The organism is Eubacterium ramulus ATCC 29099, from assembly GCF_000469345.1.
Lineage (GTDB): Bacteria > Bacillota > Clostridia > Lachnospirales > Lachnospiraceae > Eubacterium_I > Eubacterium_I ramulus.
Window position 1 is genome coordinate 1 of sequence record NZ_KI271072.1, and the last position, 20,736, is coordinate 20,736.

Here is a 20,736-nt window from a genome sequence, read left to right on the forward strand (position 1 = left end):
CATCAGCGACAGCTTGCTTATAATAGCACTGCATACGGCAGAAGTCAACACATTTTGGCCGCTTTTTCTAAAGTAGGTCATCTCCCGTTTTTTATCGTTATTGTGTGAATTGTGTAAATTATTTGTACAATTCTATTGCATACCACATGCACATAATTAATATGATAATTGCACGAATACAAAGAAATGATATTTTCGATAATCTTTCAATGAGTGTGGCACGCAGTGCCGTGTGGTGAAAAATTTCAGGATATTCGTAAATGTAAATGAACGCCAGTCAGGCAATCTTTCCTCGGCAAGCGATTATTAGCTGCAGAGGTAAGATTGATGACTGGCGTTTTCACAACCTAAAACCCTAAATTTTTTCATTCACACAAAATCCTAGCGGTTTCTGCCATAAAAATATGTCGCAAAGAATATCACCGATGCAATGATCACAATCATCGGTCCGGTTGCTACATTTGTATAATAGGATATAAATAATCCTACAATTCCCGAAAAAACAGAATACAAAATCGAGAAGAAATGATATTCCCTCAGATTCTCCGATATATTTCGGCTGGACGCCGCCGGCAGGATCAACAATGCATTGATGATCAGAATTCCCACCCATTTAATAGATAGCATAACCATCAGCGCAATAAATACAGAAAACAGGTTCTCGACCAACCGGATCCGGATATGTTTGCTCTTTGCAAGCGTCCGGTGCAGACTGATAGCCTGCAGACGGTTATAACACAAAATCCAAAATACAATGGTTGCCAGGAAGATCAACAACAGATAAACGAGTTCTCTCTTCGTAATACTGAGAATATCCCCTACCAACAGGCTGGAATATTTGCTGAAATTGCCGCCACGGGACAAAATTGCCAGACCGATAGCGATACAACAGGAAGAAAAGACTGAGATAATCGTATCCGTCGATGCGGTACTTTTACTTTTGATCCAGTTTAGTAACAATGCAAAAACAATTCCAAAGATCACCATGGACAGATTTGTATCCGGGATTCCGCATACCACGCCCACGGCAATTCCCGTCAGAGCAGAATGCCCTAATGCATCTGAAAAAAATGCCATTTTATTATTGACGATCATAGTACCAAGAATACCAAACAGCGGTGTGATAATCAGAACCGCCAGAAATGCATTCCTCATAAAATCATACTGAAACAAGGAGGTTATTCCACTCATTTACACGTCCTCCTTCCATAAACTATGGTTGTGTTTCGGCATGGCAATCTCTTTTTCCTTCTGTTCCTTTACCTGACGGCTCGGTTTGTAATTTTCCAGATCAAACTTGCCAAATACTTCCTGAAATTCTTCACTTTCATACACCTGACGTACAGTCCCCTGCTTTTTCACGGTTCCATCGATGAGAATTACCTGATCTGCATATTGTGCCACATAATCCAGATCGTGGGAAATCAGAATGATCGCCAGATCGTAATGCCTCTTCAACTCAGAGATAGTATGGTAAAACAGATCCATACCGTTCTGATCAATCCCGGACACCGGTTCATCCAGAAGGAGCAGGTTGGGTTCATCCATAACAGCCATAGAAAGCAGCACACGCTGCAGCTCACCTCCGGACAGATTACACACCTGTTTGTCAATGAGTTCTTCTGCCTTGAAAACTGTCAGATGTTCTTCTATTTTTTCATATAGTTTTTTACTTTTTTTCCAAAAAACCGGATAACGGCTCTGATAACTTGCAATCATGTCATAGACGCTGATCGGTGTCTTTTTCTCAATATTCAGAGATTGTGGCACATAGCCGATGCGCATCTTCTGCATATGTCCATTTTCCCGATTTTTGAATTCAATGGTTCCTGTGTGTGGAATATCTCCGAGAATGGCCCGGATGAGCGTGGATTTACCTGCACCGTTTTTCCCGATCACCGCCGCCAGGGTGCCACAGTGGATATGCAGATTCACATGCTGCAAGATGTTTTGTTCCCCGATGGTCACACCGATATCCTGCATTTTGATACAGTGCAAACCACAGGGCTGCATAATTTTTTTCATCATTGGAATGCCTCTTTCAACTGTTCAATATTGTTTTTCATGCCTTCCAGATAACTGTCTGCCGAATAATCTCCCCTGGTCAGTGTATCCAGATAAATAACTTTGACGCCGCTTTGTTTTGCTACCATTTCTCCCATGTCTGTGCCATACAGTTTTTCTGCAAGCACAACAGAAACATGGTTCTCTTCTATTGCATGCAAAATATCTGCCACTTCACCGGCACTAACCTGGCGTTCTTCGTCCAGATTCATCTCACCGGCCAGTGTCAGTCCATATTCCTGTACGATATATTCATATGCTTCATGAAAAACCACCACCGGCTGTGCAGCAATCTGCGAAGAAAGTTCTGCTACTTCCTGCTGTAATTCCCGCACTTTCCCCTGATAGGTCTGTGCATGTTTTGCATATTGCTCTGCATGGACACTGTCAGCTTCGGAAAGCCCCTCACAAATGTTCTGGACCTGAATCTGATAATCCGCCAGATTCATCCATGCATGAGCATTTTCATCCCCATGTGAATGCTCTGAATGATCGTGATCTGCATGATCGGCCTCTTCGTCATGAACATCACTTTCCGCCTTCGTATCTGCTGTTTCCGTCTCATGCAGGTGTTCTTCTGATTCCGCTTCATCCGAATCGACATCTTCCGTTCCTTCTGCCGCCTGTAATAGCTCAATTCCATCGCAGGCCTGAATAATCTTCAGATTCGGATAAGATTCTGCCACATCAGACAAAAAGGACTCAATACCGCCGCCATTTACGATAAACACATCTGCTTTGGACAGCAGTTTCATGTCTGCCGCTGTCAGTTGATAATCATGCAGACAACCGGTCTGAGGCTCACTTAAGTTCTCCAGTGTCACGCCTTCCACATCACCGATAACATTTTCTGCAGCAACATACATCGGATAAAAAGATGTCACTACCAGCAGATTGCCTTCTTTCAACTGTTCGCGGCTCTGCTCTGTTCTGACATATGCCATGGTCAGCATGTTTCCCACAAACAGGATTACTGCCAGCAGCACTGCGGTAAATACATATTTATTCTTCATCTGTCTCTCCTGATGATGCTAAAATCTGATCCACCAGATTCCAGATTTCTTCTCTTCCCTGTTTTGTTTCAGCGGAAAACGGGATCAAAATGGCTCCTTTTTCCGTATTCAGCCCCAGACGAATCACTTTTAACTGTTTCTGAAGCTGACTGCGCTTGACCTTATCTGCCTTTGTAGCAATAATAATCGGATGAAAGCCCTGATATACCATCCACTCGTACATTATTTTGTCGTTCGCAGATGGCTCATGACGGATATCCACCAACAGAAATACTGCCCGCAGCTGTTCGGAACTATTCAGATAATTCTCGATCATAGTTCCCCATTTTTCTTTTTCCTTCTGAGATACTTTTGCAAAACCATACCCCGGAAGATCCGTCAGGTACAGTTCATCGTTGATATTATAAAAATTGATGGTCTGTGTCTTGCCCGGCTGACCGGAAGTGCGGGCAAGTGCCTTGCGGTTCATCAGGGCGTTGATCAGAGATGATTTTCCCACATTTGATTTTCCGGCAAATGCGATCTCCGGCTTTGTATTTTTCGGTAATTTACTGGTGTAGCCACACACCGTTTCCAGTGAAGCATTTTTAATGATCATTGGTTCCTCCATTCATTGCGATTTTCAGCACTTCTTCCATTTTTTTAACGTAACAGATCTGAAGACCTTCCCGGATTTCTTCAGAAATCTCTGCTATATCCGCTTCATTCTGGGCCGGAACGCATACGGTACGGATACCTGCAGTCTTTGCTGCCAGTAATTTTTCTTTCAGACCGCCGATTGGCAGCACGCGACCACGCAATGTGATCTCACCGGTCATTGCCACATCCGCACGCACCGGTTTCTTTGTAATAGCAGACAGCATTGCCGTCGCCATGGTAATACCGGCAGATGGACCATCCTTCGGCACAGCCCCCTCCGGAATATGGATATGGATATCGTGTTTTGTAAAAAAGTCTTCCGGAATATCATAAGACGCACCGATAGAACGGATATAACTGATGCCTGCCTGTGCAGACTCTTTCATCACGTCTCCCAGCTGACCTGTCAGTTTAAATTCGCCTTTGCCCGGCATCACATTAACTTCGATCTGCAGCGTATCACCCCCCACACTGGTCCATGCCAGGCCACGCACGATACCGATCTCGTCCTGTTCATTGATCCGGTCCACATGAAACCGTTCTTTGCCGAGATACTGTTCCAGCTGTTTTTCATCTACAAACACGGATTCACAGGTTCCTTCGTAAATCTCTCTAGCTGCTTTTCTGCAGATTTCGCCTATTTTACGCTCCAGGTTACGCACACCTGCTTCTCTGGTATATCCGCTGATGATCTGATGCATCGCCTCATCGGTAATTGTCAACTGTTCCGGCTCCAGTCCATTTTTTCCAATCTGCTTGCCCAGCAAATGTTCCTTTGCGATATGCATCTTTTCGTTTTCCGTATAGCTGGATACCTCGATCAGTTCCATACGATCCAATAACGGACGTGGAATCGTATGTACATCGTTGGCCGTTGCGATAAACAGCACCTCAGATAAATCCACCGGCATATCTACATAGTGATCGATAAACTTGGCATTCTGTTCAGAATCCAGCACTTCCAGCATAGCGGAAGATGGATCTCCCTTGTAATCACTGCTCATTTTATCAATTTCATCCAACAGCATCAGTGGATTCTTCACTCCGGCCTGCCGGATGCCCTGGATCAGACGTCCCGGCATAGCCCCAACATAAGTCCGGCGATGACCACGAATCTCTGCCTCATCTTTCACACCTCCCAGGCAGATGCGGACATACTTTTTATCCAGTGCCCTGGCAACAGAACGGGCAATACTTGTCTTACCGGTTCCGGGAGGTCCCACCAGACAGATGATCGGGCTTTCGCCTCCTTTTGTCAGTCCGCGGACAGCCAAAAACTCCAGCACACGTTCTTTTACTTTTTCCAGACCATAGTGATCATCATTCAGAATCTGCTCCGCATTTTTCAGATCTGTATTGTCCACAGATTTCTTATTCCATGGCAGATCCAGTAATGTCTCAATATAGCCGCGCACTACACTGCCTTCCGACGGGCTGTTTGCCACATTTTTAAACCGGACAATTTCTTTTTTGATCCGCTCTTTGACTGTGTCATCAGCCTCCAGTTTCTCCAGTGATTCCTCAAATTGCCTGATATCAGAAGTGGTATTATCTTCTCCCAGTTCCTCCCGGATGACTTTCATCTCTTCCCGGAGAATATATTCTCTCTGATTCTGATCTATCCTCTCTTTTACCTTTTCCTGCAGTTCGTTCTTAATCTGCTGGATATTTGTTTCGTAAAGCAGAATCTTCATCAGGATCTCATACTGTGCAGTGAGCGAATCTGCTTCCAGAAGTTCCTGACGTTTTTCATAACCAAGAGGCAGTGTACCGCCCACTACCTGAATGAAACTTTTCAGCTTGTTGAGCCCCTCTGCCTGCTTCTTTAATTCTTTCCCGATTTTTGGATTGGAAGTACAGTAAGACAACAATTTTTCCTGCAGACTGCGCAGCATCGCTTCCTCCACTTCCGGTGGCAGCTGCTCCTGCACGTTCTCTTCCTCTTCCAGCACAACCTGTGCTTTTAGTAATTCTTCTTTCTCTATAAAATAGGCCAGTTCCGCCTTTTGTTTCGATTCCACAATTACCCGGACTACATGATTCTGCATTTTTACGATCTGCTTGATCTCCGCAACCACACCGATAGTATAGACATCTTCCTGTTTGGCATGCTCGGTCTGCATATCCTTCTGCGTCACCAGAAAAATGTGATTGTCGTCATTCATCGCCGCTTCCACGGCATGAATGGATTGCTGAGTGCTGATATCAAAATGCGACACCACACCCGGGAGCAGTACGGACCCACGCAGGATCACCGCAGGTAATTCTTTCAAAATTTCACCCATATTGTTCCTCTCTCTCTTAACAAATGGGCGGTGTCATATCTGACCCCGCCCCTGCAAAACAGGAAACACTTTTTAGCCGTATTTCCCTCTCTTTTAATTCTCAGTTTCAATTGCACCATTGCGGTACTCAAGAACCGCTTCATCAGTTCCTTCCACCATTGCTTTTGTAATCGTGCACTTTTTGATATTTTTGTCAGACGGAATCCGATACATCAGATCCATCATGACATTTTCCATGATGGCACGCAAACCACGCGCCCCTGTTTTTCTGTTGATTGTCAGATCTGCCACTGCCTCCAGGGCATCATCTTCAAAAACAAGTTCCACTTCATCCAGTGAAAACAGCTTCTGATACTGCTTCAACAGAGAATTTTTCGGTTCTTTCAGGATGCGGATCAAATCTTCCCGCTCCAAAGCTTCCAGAGATACTGTAATTGGTACACGACCCATGAACTCCGGAATCATACCAAATTTAACAAAATCCTGCGGAAGTGCATCTTTCAGCAATTCGCTGATATTTTTATCATTCGTTCCTGCCAATTCCGCATTAAAGCCAATGGAACCTCGATCCATACGATTTTCAATGATTCGATCAATGCCTTCAAAAGCACCACCACAGATAAACAAAATATTTGTGGTATCAATCGGGATCAGTTCCTGCTGCGGATGCTTTCTGCCACCCTGTGGCGGAACAGACGCAACAGTTCCTTCCAGAATCTTCAGCAGTGCCTGCTGTACTCCTTCACCGGAAACATCTCTTGTAATAGATGCATTCTCTGACTTACGGGTGATTTTATCAATCTCATCAATATAAATAATGCCGTACTCTGCTTTGGACACATCATAGTCTGCTGCCTGAATGATCTTCAGCAAAATATTTTCCACGTCTTCACCAACATATCCGGCCTCCGTTAATGTCGTCGCATCTGCGATTGCAAACGGTACGTTCAGAATTTTTGCCAGTGTCTGTGCCAACAAAGTCTTACCGGAACCGGTTGGACCCAGCATCAGAATATTACTTTTCTGCAGTTCCACATCCAGATCCGGCTCAGCCAGAATACGTTTGTAATGATTGTAAACTGCTACAGATAATACTTTCTTTGCCTCATCCTGTCCAATAACATAGTCATCCAGAAATCCTTTGATTTCTTCCGGTGTCAACAGGTTGATATCCATGCTGTCATTATCCTCGTAATCCTGCATCTCTTCCTCGAGAATGTCATTGCAGGTCTCAATGCACTCATCACAGATAAAGATGCCTGCCGGTCCAGCGATCAGTTTGTGTACCTGATCCTGGGTTTTATTACAAAAAGAGCAACGGATTTTATCGCTCTGATTTATTCTTCCTGCCATTCAATCTTACTCCCACGCTACCTTTACTGTCTGTTTGTAATTACGGCATCAATAAGACCGTATGCTTTTGCTTCTTCAGCTGTCATATAATTGTCACGCTCAGTATCTGCAGCTACAACTTCATAAGGCTGACCGGTATTCTCAGATAAAATACGATTCAAGCGTTCTTTTGTCTTCAGTATATTCTCCGCTACAATCTGAATATCTGTAGCCTGTCCTTTTGCTCCGCCGGACGGCTGATGGATCATGATCTCTGCATTTGGTAATGCATAACGTTTTCCTTTTGTTCCACCCGCAAGCAGAAACGCGCCCATACTTGCTGCCATACCGATACAAATGGTAGAAACATCACACTTAATATACTGCATTGTATCATAAATTGCCAGACCGCAGGAAACTACTCCACCCGGGGAATTGATATACAACTGGATATCTTTACCCGGATCCTCAGACTCCAGGAACAGTAACTGTGCCACAATCAGACTTGCTGTGGTCTCATTTACCTCTTCTCCCAGGAAAATGATTCTGTCTTTTAACAGACGGGAATAAATATCATAATTCCGCTCGCCTCTGCTTGTCTGTTCAACAACGTAAGGTACTAAACTCATATTGCTACCTCCTAAACATGAAAAGCAGACCGGCCTCGCCGGCACGATCTGCTTTCGTATCTTTACTTTGTCATGCAGGATATCTGATTCCTGCTGCTCTTTGAGAATTATTCAGCTGCTTCTGTCTCAGCTTCTGCTTCTTTCTCTTTTTTTGTTTTTGCTTTTGCACGAGGTTTTACAGACTCAGTGATCAGTTCAACTGCTTTCTGTACAGCCAGATCCTGTTTCATGTTCTCTTTCTCATCCTCGCCCATGTACTCTTTGAGTTTGTCAGCTTCCATGTTGTACATAGTTGCCATTTTCTCAATCTCAGCATCTACATCTGCATCTGTGATCTCAATGTTCTCTTCTTTTGCAATCTGCTCAAGAACAAGGCTGCTCTTGATACGTGTGATTGCATCCGGGCGAACCTGCTCTTTTAACTGATCCAGTGTCAGTCCGGAGAACTGAAGGTACTGATCCATAGACAGACCCTGCTGTGCCATCTGCTGTGCGAACTGGTTGATCATATTCTCGCACTGTGTATCGATCATTGCATCCGGGAGTTCCATTGTAGATTTATCAACGATCTTATCGATTGCTTCATCCTGGTATGCACGTTTAATCTCGTTCTGTTTCTGCTCTTCTAATTTTGCTTTTACACTGTCTTTGTACTCAGCAACGGTATCGAATTCGGATACATCCTGAACAAACTCATCATCCAGCTCCGGAATCTCTTTCGCTTTGATCTCATGAATTTTAACTTTGAATGTAGCTTCTTTTCCAGCGAGATCTTCTGCATGATACTCATCCGGGAATGTAACGTTTACGTCTACGTCATCACCAGCGTTTTTGCCGATCAGCTGATCTTCAAATCCCGGGATGAAGCTTCCGGAACCAATTTCTAAAGAGTGGTTCTCACCTTTGCCGCCATCAAATGCAACACCGTCTACGAATCCTTCAAAATCAATCACTGCTGTATCACCGTTCTCGATGGCACGATCCTCAACGTTGATTGTTCTTGCATTTTTCTCACGCTCTTTGTCGATTGCTGCTGTTACGTCCTCATCTGTTACAGTTCCGTCTACTTTTGTAACTGTTACACCGATGTATTTACCAAGTGTTACTTCCGGTTTTGTAGCAACTTCTGCTGTGAAGATGAACGGTTTGCCTTTCTCGATCTGAGTGATATCAACAACCGGTCTGGATACGATATCCTCTCCACACTCTTTTGCTGCATCAGCATATGCCTGCGGAATCAGTGCGTTTGCTGCGTCTTCATAGAATACGCCTACACCGTACATTTTCTCAACCATAGCTCTCGGAACTTTTCCTTTACGGAATCCCGGCATGCTGATATTTTTCTTCTGTCTGTTATATGCTTCCTGAAGTGCTTTCTCCAGCTCTTCAGCCGGAACTTCAATGGTAAGCTTTACTGTATTTTTTTCTAACTTTTCCACCTGTACGCTCATTGACAATTTCCTCCTTTATATCTATGTAGTCATTGTATTTTCTTAGAAAAAGGTATACTTCTACTACTTACAGTCATTTTTGGATTATAACACACAGATTTTATAATTGCAAGCAATAATCCCCCCCAGAATTATAACCTGGCTTTTCAGGCGCAGGCAACGATAAAAATTATATAAAAGAATCTTTTTTCCTGTTGATTTTTCCTGTTCTCCGTGATAATCTGTTGTTATACTCGAACACATGTTCTTTTTTTCAACAGAGGTATCATTCATGGAACTTTATCATACAACACTTTCCTTACAGGAAAAACTGGAAATATTATCCGATGCGGCAAAATACGATGTATCCTGTACTTCCAGCGGTGTAGACCGCCGCGGAAAAAAGGGCTCTCTTGGCAATTCCTGTGCCGCCGGCATCTGCCACAGTTTTGCCGGGGACGGCAGATGTATCTCCCTGCTGAAGATCCTGCTGAGTAACGACTGTATCTATAACTGTCGCTACTGCCAGAGCCGCGCCGACAACGACTGCCGCCGTGCCACATTTACCCCGGATGAGATCTGTCAGCTGGTAATCGAATTTTACAGACGCAACTATATCGAAGGCCTGTTTCTGAGTTCCGGTGTGTATAAGAATCCGACACACACAATGGAACTGATGTATCAGACACTGTTTCTGCTGCGCACCCGCTACCATTTCAACGGCTACATCCATGTCAAAGCCATCCCCTATGCTCCGGATGATCTGCTGGAACAGGTGGGCTATCTGGCTGACCGCATGAGTGTCAATCTGGAACTTCCCACGGCGGAAGGACTGGCCACGCTTGCGCCACAGAAAACCCGTGCATCCATTCTGACTCCCATGCGCCGCATGCAGCAGCGGATCAGCGGATATCGCCTTGCCATTGGAAAAAGTGCCTTTATGGAGCGTAGTACCGGCAACCAATACCTGGAACACAGCATTTTTTCAGAAACACAGCCATTGGATGGTTTATCGGACGGAATTTTTACACCGAATGCCCTGACGCCGGAGATTCTGCATGTATCCGAAAAACCTGATCATAAAATTCAGACATTGTCACCATCTGCCTTAGCAACTGAACCCAGACACTTACACTCTGCCTCACCGGAACTTTCCCAACAGTATACTCCTCACTCTGTGTGCAAAGACTCCGCTCCATCAGCTGCTATTTCCGGTCACCCGGATCGTCCCTTTGCCCCCGCCGGCCAAAGTACCCAGATGATCATCGGTGCCACTGGTGAAACGGATTTTGAGATTCTGTCTACTACGCAGGCACTCTATCAGAATTTTGATCTGAAACGTGTATTCTATTCCGCCTACATCCCTCTGAATGACGACTCCACCCTTCCTGCCATCGGCACACCACCACCGCTGTTGCGGGAACACCGGCTCTACCAGGCAGACTGGTTGCTGCGCTATTACGGCTTCCATGCTTCTGAACTGCTGACTCCGGATCGTCCAAATTTCAATCTCGCTCTGGATCCGAAATGTGACTGGGCGCTGCGGCATCTGGAACAGTTTCCGATTGAAGTTACCACTGCGGACTATGCCACCCTGATGCGTGTTCCGGGCATTGGCAGTAAATCTGCCCTGCGTATTCTGAAAGCCCGCCGTATGGCTCCTCTCTCCTTTGACAGTATCCGGAAAATGGGTGTTGTCTTAAAACGGGCACAATATTTTATTACCTGTAATGGCAAAATGCATGTGCCAATCCGGTTGGAAGAATCCTTTATTACACGCCAGCTTACCGGACTGGATGCCCGCACGGGGTATGCCATCTCCTACCCGGATACACGCTATGAACAGTTATCTCTGTTTGATTTTATGAACGCAGAATAAGCATTCCCCCACGTCAAGTGTGTAGAGTACTAAGCAGTGGATAGGGGGATGCTTATGTCTGCTTTACATAACAAAAAATGAAACAAGAAGGAGAACTGATCTTATGATTGTCTATACATGTGAAGATACCTTTGAAGCCATGATGACCTGTATCTATGACGCCTGGGCTTCCAAAGAAGGACACCAGAACATCCGACTGAAGACAGAGCCCCTAGGAACCATGGAACTCTTCTGTGAGTACCGCACCGTCACCTCTGATCCTGTAAAAGCCCGGAAAGTCGTCCGTTCCATCCAGCAGAAAATTTCTTCCACTGCCTACCTTATGGTTTATCGCTGCGCCTTGTCGGACCATCCGGATAAGCTGGACCGTATCTACCGGTTTCTGCTACTTGGATTCGCCTATCCGGCACAACTTACCGATATGCTGCAGCATCCTTACGTCAATGCGGTCTTTGAACTGAACCGCAAAGTTATGAATGAAGCTCATCTCTTCCGGGAATGTGTGCGCTTTCAGGCACTTCCGGACAGTGTACTGCTGGCTCATATAAAACCAAAATCCGATATTCTGACACTACTCTATCCAGCGTTCGATGACCGTATGCCATCAGAAAACTGGATGATTATCGATGCCACCCGGAGAACCGCTGCCATCCATCCGGCAGATGCGCCGACTTATCTGACCACATTGTCCAAGGAAGAATTTCACCGGCTCAGCCATGTTGAAAATCAGGTGGATCCATTTACAGATCTGTGGAAGTCTTTTTTCCATCAGATTGAGATTACACAACGCCACAACCCAAACTGCCAACGTACTCATCTGCCAATCTGGTACCGTAAACATATGACAGAGTTTAGGTAAAAAAGAACCTCCGGCGGAATGGGAAGCCGAAGGTTCTTTTCGAGAAAATTATTATCCAAAGAAAGTAAATAATCGCTTTACTGAGCCGGAAGAAGAATCACAAGCATAATGGCAGTCTCTACCCCTACGTTTGTCACGCATTTCGGAGAATTTGCTGCAATATGAACACTGTCACCTTCCTCAAGCAAGGTTTCCTGACCATCCTCGCCTTTGAAGAGCAGTTTTCCTTTTGCCACATAATAAATAGACTCTGCTGCATTGGTACTGAAATCAGTGCCGCCGCCAGCCGGCAGGAAATGTGAGCGGGATAAGATCAATTTACCCCCTTCTACATCTGCCGGATCATGCAATCTCGTCAGTTTACACTCATTATGTGCCGGAAGTTCATATGTATAATATTCATCTGTTTTTGTAATTTTATATTTAGCCATGTCTGCCTCCTCTGGGTCGTCACATACTTGTTATATACATAGCACATACTTGTTATATACTCATGGTATACCAATCATGTCAAAAAATAATATATGATTTTACCACATGGTCCATCCGCCATCGATCACCAGTGTCTGTCCTGTAATCATAGCAGCTTCATCAGATGCCAGGTAGTTGAATGCAGCCCCTACTTCAGACGGTTCTACCACACGGCCTACCGGAATCATACCAAGTACCATATCACGATATTCCGGATCTTCCAGTCTTGCTTTTGTCAAAGCTGTCATAGCAAAACACGGTGCCACTGCATTTACAGTAATACCAAATGGAGCGAGATCATAAGCAAGTGCACGGGTCATCGCATTGATACCACCTTTGCTTGCACAATATGGCTGCTGATTTTCACGTGCAACTAATCCTGCCTGGCTACTTGTGAAAATGATACGTCCTTTTCCCTGCGCTTTCATAACCGGAGCCACTGCCTGAGCCATGAAGAATGCACCACGTAAGTTTACATTCATAACTGAATCCCACACTTCCGGTGTAACCTGATCTAACGGCATCGGACGGTTTAATCCTGCGTTGCTTGCCAGAATATCAATACTTCCGTATTTTTCCTTTACATCTGCGATTGCTTTTGCGATGGAATCCTGGTCTGTAACATCCAGATCATGTGTATATACTTCCTCTACGCCTGCTTTCTTGCACATCTCAATGGTCTCATCCATAGAAACTCCCGGACGGTCAGTTGGAACTACTTTTGCTCCCTGTTTTGCGAATGTAGCTGCTATAGCCTGTCCTAGTCCGGCTGCCGCACCTGTTACGATTGCTACTTTTCCTGTTAATTCGTACATTTTTTCTCCTTTCAATATCTTTCTTTTCCTTACAATCATGAGTACGATCACTCATGATCGTAATCTGCCAAATAATTTTACCTTATCTCAGGTCGTTTCAATTACATCATACTGTTCGGAATTACCATAACAATATCCGGAATATATGTAATCAGGAACAACATTGCAATACTTACCAGAATGTATGCCACGGTATGTTTATTTACAACAACTTCCACACGGTCTTTTGTAAGTCCGGCTGCTACATACAGATTCAGTCCTAATGGCGGTGTTGCACATCCGATTGCCAGGTTGATACACATAATAACACCAAAGTGTACCGGGTTGATACCAAACGTACCAAGTACCGGAGCCAGGATTGGCGCCAGGATAAGAATCGCTGCTGTTGTCTCCATAAAACATCCTACCACAAGCAGTAAGATATTAACAAGTAATAAGAATAAATATTTATTTCCGCAAACGGCAATAATGAGGTTTGCAATGGAATTGGTCAACTGGTAACGTGTCATAATGTATCCGAACATTGCTGCTGCAGCCATGATAAATAATACCATACCTGTTGTAGATCCGGAGCCAACAAACGCTTTCTTCAGTTCCTTCGGATTTAACTCACGATATATAAAAATACCAACAATCAGTCCATATGCACAGGCAACACCTGCTGCCTCAGTCGGAGTAAAAATTCCTCCGTAAATACCGCCGAGGATAATAACCGGAACTAATAACGCACCAATTGCTTTTACAAATTTCTGCAGTAAATTTTTCAGTGAAAACGGAGTACGTTTTACATCTTTATGTGAAATACCATATTTTACTGCAACGATCATCATGGCAACTCCCATCAGGATACCTGGCAAGATACCGCCCATGAACATGCTTCCTACGGATGCGTCTGTAACAGATGAGTAGGAAATCATAACGGTTGATGGAGGAATAATACAGCCCAATACACCTGGGACTGCTACGGATGCCAGTGCAAACCGTTTGTCATATCCGGCTTCAATCATCGCCGGCACCATAATACTTCCGATTGCAGCACAGGTTGCTGTCGGAGAACCTGATAATGCTCCAAAAATCATACAGGACAGAATCGATACAACACCTAATCCACCCGGCATCCATCCAAGAATAGCATCACAGAAATCTGTCAGTCTTTTGGAGATACCTCCGGAAGACATCAGATTGCCTGCCAGCATAAATAATGGAATGGCCATAATGGTGAAACTGTCCAGTGATCCGAACATTCGCTGTCCAAGTACGATCGGACTCACATCTCCGGTTGTAAAAACAACCAGTAATGCTGCTGCACCAAGACACAATGCGATAGGAGCACCGATTACAAGTAAAACTAAAAATGTAACGAATAAAATTGTTCCTATCATAATTCCGCGCCCTCACTTTCTGCTGTTTCCGTTTTTGCCGGAGCAAAATCTTCCTTGATATCAACGATCGTATGTACGATTGCCAGTGCCATAGAAATCGGAATAACTAAATATACAACTGCCGTCGGAATGTGAGTAGCTGTTGTCAGCTTACCACTATCCATATACTGCATCAGGCAATTGCAACTTACAAGAAACAGGATTGCTACAATTGCGGTACTGATTATGTGTCTGATTTTGATAATAACCGGCTGCCAGGATTTTGGAAATTTTTCAGCAAACACAACTACACCTACATGAGCATGTGTGCGGAATCCCATGGCCGCTCCTGCATAACCACACCAGATCATCAGATAACGGGCAATTTCTTCGCCCGGCACGAACTGAACTTTGAATACATAACGGCATAATACGATTGCCATTGTAACTACTACCATTGCTGTAAACAGTACAATTACCATCCAATCTTCAATCCCACCGATTATCTTTCCTGCTTTTTTTAATCCTTTCGACATATAAACTCCTTTAATTACTGATATACAAAGTTATCCAAATACCTCTCACATGTATACCATCAAGAATGCCAGAGGCGTTCTGATTTTATTTCAGATACTGCTTTTCAGATTCCTGAATCTTATCGATCATATCCTGCTCGATACCCTTGGTACCTACCCATTTATCATATGTAGAATGCATCGCATCTGCCCACTCGTCTGCATCGATCTCAACAATCTCTGTACCACTGTCTTCAATTTCTGCAACTGCTTTCTCTACATAGGAAGCTGCCTGCTCACGCTGATAAGAAATAGAGTCATTAAATGCTTTCTGAACAATTTCCTGATCTTCAGAAGATAAAGAGTTCCATAAATCCTCGTTCATAACAACCGGTGCCGGAATAAAATGATGTTTTGTCATCGTGATGTAATCACACTGCTCATAGAATTTACCGCCATACATATTTGTAAGGGTTGTTCCTGATACACCATCAATGGTTCCCTGCTGTAAGGAAGTATAAATGTCGCCCCATGCAACGCTTAACGGATTTGCGCCAATGGAAGAAAGTGAGTCACACTGTAACTGTGAAGAATGTGCACGGATACGCAGCCCCTTTGCGTCTTCCGGATGAACAAGCTTCTTATTGGAACCGATCATATACTCACCATTATCATAGAATCCAAGTCCTTTGAATCCGGAACCTTCCAGTGCCTCACAACGATCCTGTCCCAGCCATTCATCCATAACGGACCATGCAGAATCCGTAGCTTTGAATAAGTACGGTAAATCAAAGTAGTTCATGCAATCGGTAAATCCAGATAAAGAAGGGGTAGATGCGATAGACATATCAAGTGTTCCCATCTGAACAGCCTCAAGCATCTCAATCTCAGATCCTAATGTACCACCACTCTGTACAGTAGCTGTAATTCTGCCATCGGAATACTCTGACAGTAATTCTGCAAATTTATTCAGGCCGAGATCCCACGGTTGATCAGCTGATAAAACGTTACCAATCTGCCAATTGTAAGTCTCTCCGCCGGATGCTTCCTTCTTTGCAGAACCATCATCTGTTTTTGCACTTCCACCATTGTCTTTGCTTCCGCAAGCTCCCAGTGATAATGCCATAATACCGCATAATACAACAGCTAAAATTTTTCTTTTCATTCCCCTGCCTCCTCGTGTGTGTAAGAATGGTTTCTTCGAAATGTGAATCATTTTGTCGACATTTAAATTTTCACCAATCAGCGCTGATATTTGTGGCTTTTTTTAGGACTTTTCACATCTCTTTTTAGTAAATTTCTTTACTATGTTGTCTATTTTAGTATATTTATTTACTAAAGTCAATTATTTTCTGTCTATTTTGCATTATTACTCATTTTTGTTAATACAAATATTTACTAATTTTATCAGTAAATATTTGTACTATGTTAATGTGATGGAAAAAACTGGATGGTGATTTCTTCATGAATTACATACAACGAATGCGGAACCTCAGAGAAGATCATGATAAAACACAGCAGAACATCGCAGACATTTTAGGTACTTCCCAGACCATGTATGCACGCTATGAACGTGGTGCAAATGAGCTACCCATTCATCACCTCATTACACTCTGTGATTATTATCATGTATCCGCAGACTATTTTCTTGGATTATCAGATCACCCGGGATTCCCAAAGAAACCATCTCTTACGGGCAATTGTAACAGGAAACTTTGTTGACATTTCATTTTTCATCACGTATAGTGTGATAGGTAATAGAAAGACACGATATGTACTCCCGGAATCTTTCAAAACACGTCGTTTTGGGCATGATTCTGCGTGTACATTAAATAACAACAGGAGGAATTCAATATGATTTCAACACCTTCCGCATGTATTGTCGCAGAAAAAGAAAAGGTGGCAAAAGTGGTTCTGATGCCGGGCGATCCTCTGCGTGCAAAATATATTGCAGAAAAATATCTGGAAAATCCGGAATTATTTAACACCGTTCGTAATATGTACGGTTACACAGGTACTTACAAAGGAAAACGCATCTCCGTAATGGGCAGCGGCATGGGAATCCCATCTATGACATTATATGCTCATGAACTCTACAATTTCTTTGATGTAGATTCCATTATCCGTGTAGGTTCTGCCGGAGCACTCCGCGATGACATGAAAGTACGCGATGTCGTAATCGCCATGAGTGCTTCCACAAATTCAAAATTTGATGTACAGTATGGTTTCCCGGGAACACTCGCGCCGACTGCTGATTTTGATCTGCTGAATGATGCAGTATCTGTCTGCAAAGAGAGAGAAGCAAGTGTCAAAGTCGGAAACGTATTCACAACTGATGTATTCTACAACGCAGACTCCAATATCCCGTCCCTGTGCCGTGATCTCGGAATGCTCTGTGTAGAGATGGAAACAGCAGGTATCTACTGGGAAGCAGTTGCTTCTCACAAAAAAGCATTAAGTATCCTGTCCATCTCTGATCACATGTTCCGTCATGAAGAACTGACTGCTCTTGAGCGTCAGGAATCCTTTGACGAAATGATCGAGATTGCACTTGAGACTGCATGGAGAAGCCTGTAAGTTTTGTGGCTTGCGTAGATGTGCAGTGATTCTGAGAAGAATATGTCAGCTTTCGCTGACCAGATTCATGCACCAAGTCTCACATACGTTCGACTTGAATATTAAATAAAAAAGGGAACTCTTACCTCTGCAGCGACAATCGCTTGCCAAGGAAAGAGTTCCCTTTTTCTTTATTTACATTTCTCCGAAACTTTGATCTATTTATCTCAGTCGAGAAGACTCCCACTTCTGCAAGTGGTGAGTAATAACAAGTCTTTCTCAGTGGGAGTACAATCTCCGACTGAGATAAACGCTCCGCGAGGGCGCACATTGTCTGGGAGACAATGGTTTTGCGCCGACCGAAACGAAGTGTAGAGTGCAGTGATTCTGAGAAGAATATGTCAGCTTTCGCTGACCAGATTCACGCACCAAGTCTCACGTGCGTTCGACTTGAATTTGCACTACATTCCGTTGGGCAGGAGCGCGAGACGGCGCTATTGGTCTGGGAGACCAATGGTTAGCGCCGACCGAGGAGGACTTTATGTACTCCGAGACCTCGAACAGGATTCTGTGAATCCTGTTCTGAGCCCGTCAGGGCTCATTTCATGCAAAAAGGGATATCCTATCGGATATCCCTTTGCATGAAAAGAGCGCGAGACGGGACTCGAACCCGCGGCCTCGACCTTGGCAAGGTCGCGCTCCACCAACTGAGCCACTCGCGCAATTCTTATTGTTTTGTGCTCTTGCTGAACACAAGACATAATATACAGGATAACCCTCTTTCTGTCAATCATTTTTACGCAAAAAAATAAAGTTCGAAATTATACTGTATTTTCAGAAAATTCATTCAATTATCCACTCAAAGTATACGCTCGAACAAACCGCCCCGGAACCTTCCGCTTTAAACATCCGGATCCGGGGCAATTCTCTATCACTATAAAACTTCTTTTATTATCTTTTTTGCATCTCCGACAAAAGAAATATGTTTTTATTCTACCGTTACAGATTTTGCAAGGTTTCTCGGCTTATCCACATCAAGGCCTTTTGCAACACTGACATAATATCCCAACAGCTGCAGCGGAATAATCGCCAGACTGGTGGCAAAATGCGGATCTGTCTTCGGTACATAGACGGAAAAGTCTGCGTTATCCTCAATACTGTAATTTCCGTATGTGGTCAGTCCCATCAGATATGCACCACGGCTCTTCACTTCTACCATATTGCTGACCGTCTTTTCATACAAATTGCTCTGGGTCAGGATACCAACTACCAGTGTATTATCCTCTATCAGGCTGATGGTTCCATGTTTTAACTCTCCGGCTGCATAAGCCTCGGAATGAATGTAACTGATTTCTTTCATTTTCAGACTGCCTTCCAGACTGATGGCGTAATCCAGTCCACGTCCAAGGAAGAACATGTCTTTTGCATTTGCATATTTACTTGCAAACCACTGAATCCGCTCTTTGTCATCCAGGATTTTCTGTATTTTTTTCGGAAGTGTCTGCAGTTCTGCGATCATTTTTTCACAGTCTTCATCACTGAGCAGCCCTCTGATCTGTGCAGTACGCATTGCTACCAGATACATAGCCACCAGCTGTGTACTGTATGCTTTTGTAGTGGCAACGGAAATCTCCGGACCAGCATATGTGTACAGTGTATAATCGCTCTCACGGGCAATGCTTGAACCAACGACATTGACAATGCCCAGAACTGCTGCTCCTTTTTCCTTTGCCAGACGCAGGGCTGCCAGACTGTCTGCTGTCTCTCCGGACTGAGAAATGATCACTACCAGTGAATTTTTCACCAGGATCGGATTACGATACCGGAACTCAGACGCGATATCGATTTCTACCGGAATCTGAGTCATATCTTCCAACACATATTTTGCTGCCATCGCAACATGATATGCGGATCCGCAGCCTATGATGTAAAAACGCTCGATAGAAGCCAGTTCTTCATCTTCCAGACCAATCTCTGAAAAATCTATCTGATTTCCTTTCAAGTAAGCACCAATGGTATCCTGAACGGCTTTTGGCTGTTCATGGATCTCTTTTAACATAAAATGCTCATAACCGCCTTTTTCTGCTGCCTCAGCATCCCATTTGATCTCTACCATCTCTTTTTCAATTTCTTCTTCATCTGTATTGAAAAAATGGATTTCATCTCTGGTCAGCTCTGCAATCTCCATATTATCAATGTAATATACGTTACGTGTCTGATCCAAAATGGCAGGAACATCAGATGCGATCAGAGATGCACCTGCTGTTTTTCCAATGATCAGCGGACTGTCTTTTCTAGCCGCAAATAATTTGTCCGGATAGTCTTTGAACAGCACGCCAAAGGCATAAGAGCCTCTGATGTGCAGCATTGCTGTGGCAATGGCAGACACCGGTGATGCTGTTTTCTTATAATAGTAATCAATCAGTTTTACGGCAACTTCTGTATCCGTTTCGGAATAAAAGGTATAACCACGTTTTACTAATTTTTCTTTTAATTCCTGGAAATTCTCAATAATTCCATTGTGTACCAGCACGACATTTTTCCCTTCGGAACAATGCGGATGCGCATTTGCCTCAGATGGCTCACCGTGTGTTGCCCAGCGGGTATGACCGATACCACAGCTGCCATATACCGAATGACCCTCATCCGTCTTTTCAATCAGTGTTTTCAGACGTCCTTTTGCTTTTACAACTTCAATCTCACCGTTAGTTTCATTACGGACTGAAATTCCGGCTGAATCATATCCTCGATATTCCAGTTTTGCCAGACCGGCAAGCAATATTGGAGCAGCCTGCTGATCACCAATATATCCTACAATTCCACACATGATAATTTCTCCTTTCACCTTTCCACTTCATGCTTTGCGTTTCACTCATCTTCAAGTCGAA

18 protein-coding genes and 1 tRNA gene are annotated in these 20,736 nt (G+C 43.9%); 4 read left to right on the plus strand and 15 right to left on the minus strand.

All coding sequences use genetic code 11. The features are described 5' to 3' along the window. Positions 1-381: 381 nt before the first annotated feature. The 8 genes from HMPREF0373_RS00005 to tig form a co-directional block, all read right to left on the minus strand. On the minus strand, positions 382-1,191 hold the full coding sequence (locus tag HMPREF0373_RS00005) for a metal ABC transporter permease (protein ID WP_021737458.1): 810 nt from the start codon (positions 1,189-1,191) through the stop codon (positions 382-384). After that, positions 1,192-2,028, minus strand: a complete 837-nt coding sequence (locus HMPREF0373_RS00010; RefSeq protein ID WP_021737459.1) for a metal ABC transporter ATP-binding protein — start codon at positions 2,026-2,028, stop codon at positions 1,192-1,194. Beyond that, positions 2,025-3,077 carry a metal ABC transporter substrate-binding protein gene (locus HMPREF0373_RS00015; protein WP_021737460.1) on the minus strand — a complete coding sequence of 351 codons (1,053 nt, stop codon included), beginning with the start codon at positions 3,075-3,077 and terminating at the stop codon, positions 2,025-2,027. The genes HMPREF0373_RS00010 and HMPREF0373_RS00015 overlap by 4 nt, the downstream gene beginning before the upstream one ends. Next, positions 3,067-3,675 carry a ribosome biogenesis GTP-binding protein YihA/YsxC gene (gene yihA, locus HMPREF0373_RS00020; RefSeq protein WP_022035786.1) on the minus strand — a complete coding sequence of 203 codons (609 nt, stop codon included), beginning with the start codon at positions 3,673-3,675 and terminating at the stop codon, positions 3,067-3,069. The genes HMPREF0373_RS00015 and yihA overlap by 11 nt, the downstream gene beginning before the upstream one ends. After that, positions 3,665-6,001 carry an endopeptidase La gene (lon, locus tag HMPREF0373_RS00025; RefSeq protein WP_021737462.1) on the minus strand — a complete coding sequence of 779 codons (2,337 nt, stop codon included), beginning with the start codon at positions 5,999-6,001 and terminating at the stop codon, positions 3,665-3,667. The genes yihA and lon overlap by 11 nt, the downstream gene beginning before the upstream one ends. A 93-nt stretch (positions 6,002-6,094) precedes the next feature. Next, positions 6,095-7,354 carry an ATP-dependent Clp protease ATP-binding subunit ClpX gene (gene clpX / locus HMPREF0373_RS00030; protein WP_021737464.1) on the minus strand — a complete coding sequence of 420 codons (1,260 nt, stop codon included), beginning with the start codon at positions 7,352-7,354 and terminating at the stop codon, positions 6,095-6,097. Between the two features lie 23 nt (positions 7,355-7,377). Continuing rightward, positions 7,378-7,962, minus strand: coding sequence for an ATP-dependent Clp endopeptidase proteolytic subunit ClpP (clpP, locus tag HMPREF0373_RS00035; RefSeq protein WP_021737465.1), 585 nt, complete (start codon positions 7,960-7,962; stop codon positions 7,378-7,380). Between the two features lie 107 nt (positions 7,963-8,069). Beyond that, positions 8,070-9,413, minus strand: a complete 1,344-nt coding sequence (gene tig, locus HMPREF0373_RS00040) for a trigger factor (RefSeq protein ID WP_021737466.1) — start codon at positions 9,411-9,413, stop codon at positions 8,070-8,072. Positions 9,414-9,684: 271 nt separating this feature from the next. Here tig and HMPREF0373_RS00050 point away from each other — a divergent pair, with 271 nt between their 5' ends. Both HMPREF0373_RS00050 and HMPREF0373_RS00055 read left to right on the plus strand, forming a co-directional pair. After that, the gene (locus tag HMPREF0373_RS00050) at positions 9,685-11,271 is read left to right on the plus strand and encodes a putative DNA modification/repair radical SAM protein (RefSeq protein WP_044962419.1); all 1,587 of its coding nucleotides are present in this window, start codon (positions 9,685-9,687) and stop codon (positions 11,269-11,271) included. A 103-nt stretch (positions 11,272-11,374) separates the two neighbouring features. Beyond that, positions 11,375-12,130, plus strand: a complete 756-nt coding sequence (locus HMPREF0373_RS00055; RefSeq protein WP_021737470.1) for a TIGR03915 family putative DNA repair protein — start codon at positions 11,375-11,377, stop codon at positions 12,128-12,130. Positions 12,131-12,207: 77 nt separating this feature from the next. Here HMPREF0373_RS00055 and HMPREF0373_RS00060 read toward each other — a convergent pair whose 3' ends face one another. From HMPREF0373_RS00060 to HMPREF0373_RS00080, 5 genes are all read right to left on the minus strand, one after another. Beyond that, positions 12,208-12,561, minus strand: a complete 354-nt coding sequence (locus HMPREF0373_RS00060) for a cupin domain-containing protein (protein ID WP_021737471.1) — start codon at positions 12,559-12,561, stop codon at positions 12,208-12,210. 99 nt (positions 12,562-12,660) lie between these two features. Beyond that, positions 12,661-13,416 (minus strand): SDR family NAD(P)-dependent oxidoreductase, encoded by a 756-nt coding sequence (locus tag HMPREF0373_RS00065; protein ID WP_022035781.1) that lies wholly within the window; start codon positions 13,414-13,416, stop codon positions 12,661-12,663. A 101-nt stretch (positions 13,417-13,517) separates the two neighbouring features. Next, positions 13,518-14,798 (minus strand): TRAP transporter large permease, encoded by a 1,281-nt coding sequence (locus tag HMPREF0373_RS00070; protein WP_021737473.1) that lies wholly within the window; start codon positions 14,796-14,798, stop codon positions 13,518-13,520. Continuing rightward, positions 14,795-15,313, minus strand: coding sequence for a TRAP transporter small permease (locus HMPREF0373_RS00075; protein ID WP_021737474.1), 519 nt, complete (start codon positions 15,311-15,313; stop codon positions 14,795-14,797). The genes HMPREF0373_RS00070 and HMPREF0373_RS00075 overlap by 4 nt, the downstream gene beginning before the upstream one ends. Before the next feature lie 85 nt (positions 15,314-15,398). Then, positions 15,399-16,457, minus strand: a complete 1,059-nt coding sequence (locus tag HMPREF0373_RS00080; RefSeq protein ID WP_044962421.1) for a TRAP transporter substrate-binding protein — start codon at positions 16,455-16,457, stop codon at positions 15,399-15,401. A gap of 299 nt (positions 16,458-16,756) precedes the next feature. Between HMPREF0373_RS00080 and HMPREF0373_RS16215 the strand changes: the two genes are divergently transcribed. Both HMPREF0373_RS16215 and deoD read left to right on the plus strand, forming a co-directional pair. Next, positions 16,757-17,014 carry a helix-turn-helix domain-containing protein gene (locus HMPREF0373_RS16215; RefSeq protein ID WP_021737476.1) on the plus strand — a complete coding sequence of 86 codons (258 nt, stop codon included), beginning with the start codon at positions 16,757-16,759 and terminating at the stop codon, positions 17,012-17,014. 132 nt (positions 17,015-17,146) lie between these two features. Then, complete coding sequence (gene deoD / locus HMPREF0373_RS00085) at positions 17,147-17,869, plus strand: purine-nucleoside phosphorylase (protein ID WP_021737477.1); 723 nt, start codon at positions 17,147-17,149, stop codon at positions 17,867-17,869. 628 nt (positions 17,870-18,497) lie between these two features. On the opposite strand, the gene HMPREF0373_RS00090 is transcribed toward deoD, so the two are convergent. Both HMPREF0373_RS00090 and glmS read right to left on the minus strand, forming a co-directional pair. After that, positions 18,498-18,570, minus strand: a tRNA-Gly gene (locus HMPREF0373_RS00090). 266 nt (positions 18,571-18,836) lie between these two features. Continuing rightward, positions 18,837-20,675: a glutamine--fructose-6-phosphate transaminase (isomerizing) gene (gene glmS, locus HMPREF0373_RS00095; RefSeq protein WP_044962425.1), complete on the minus strand. Its 1,839-nt coding sequence runs from the start codon at positions 20,673-20,675 to the stop codon at positions 18,837-18,839. Positions 20,676-20,736 lie beyond the last annotated feature (61 nt).

Bases quoted from the DNA above. Each gene is read 5' to 3' on its own strand.
- HMPREF0373_RS00005 (WP_021737458.1), bottom strand. From the start codon at position 1,191: ATGAGTGGAATAACCTCCTTGTTTCAGTATGATTTTATGAGGAATGCA.
- HMPREF0373_RS00010 (WP_021737459.1), bottom strand. From the start codon at position 2,028: ATGATGAAAAAAATTATGCAGCCCTGTGGTTTGCACTGTATCAAAATG.
- HMPREF0373_RS00015 (WP_021737460.1), bottom strand. From the start codon at position 3,077: ATGAAGAATAAATATGTATTTACCGCAGTGCTGCTGGCAGTAATCCTG.
- yihA (WP_022035786.1), bottom strand. From the start codon at position 3,675: ATGATCATTAAAAATGCTTCACTGGAAACGGTGTGTGGCTACACCAGT.
- lon (WP_021737462.1), bottom strand. From the start codon at position 6,001: ATGGGTGAAATTTTGAAAGAATTACCTGCGGTGATCCTGCGTGGGTCC.
- clpX (WP_021737464.1), bottom strand. From the start codon at position 7,354: ATGGCAGGAAGAATAAATCAGAGCGATAAAATCCGTTGCTCTTTTTGT.
- clpP (WP_021737465.1), bottom strand. From the start codon at position 7,962: ATGAGTTTAGTACCTTACGTTGTTGAACAGACAAGCAGAGGCGAGCGG.
- tig (WP_021737466.1), bottom strand. From the start codon at position 9,413: ATGAGCGTACAGGTGGAAAAGTTAGAAAAAAATACAGTAAAGCTTACC.
- HMPREF0373_RS00050 (WP_044962419.1), top strand. From the start codon at position 9,685: ATGGAACTTTATCATACAACACTTTCCTTACAGGAAAAACTGGAAATA.
- HMPREF0373_RS00055 (WP_021737470.1), top strand. From the start codon at position 11,375: ATGATTGTCTATACATGTGAAGATACCTTTGAAGCCATGATGACCTGT.
- HMPREF0373_RS00060 (WP_021737471.1), bottom strand. From the start codon at position 12,561: ATGGCTAAATATAAAATTACAAAAACAGATGAATATTATACATATGAA.
- HMPREF0373_RS00065 (WP_022035781.1), bottom strand. From the start codon at position 13,416: ATGTACGAATTAACAGGAAAAGTAGCAATCGTAACAGGTGCGGCAGCC.
- HMPREF0373_RS00070 (WP_021737473.1), bottom strand. From the start codon at position 14,798: ATGATAGGAACAATTTTATTCGTTACATTTTTAGTTTTACTTGTAATC.
- HMPREF0373_RS00075 (WP_021737474.1), bottom strand. From the start codon at position 15,313: ATGTCGAAAGGATTAAAAAAAGCAGGAAAGATAATCGGTGGGATTGAA.
- HMPREF0373_RS00080 (WP_044962421.1), bottom strand. From the start codon at position 16,457: ATGAAAAGAAAAATTTTAGCTGTTGTATTATGCGGTATTATGGCATTA.
- HMPREF0373_RS16215 (WP_021737476.1), top strand. From the start codon at position 16,757: ATGAATTACATACAACGAATGCGGAACCTCAGAGAAGATCATGATAAA.
- deoD (WP_021737477.1), top strand. From the start codon at position 17,147: ATGATTTCAACACCTTCCGCATGTATTGTCGCAGAAAAAGAAAAGGTG.
- glmS (WP_044962425.1), bottom strand. From the start codon at position 20,675: ATGTGTGGAATTGTAGGATATATTGGTGATCAGCAGGCTGCTCCAATA.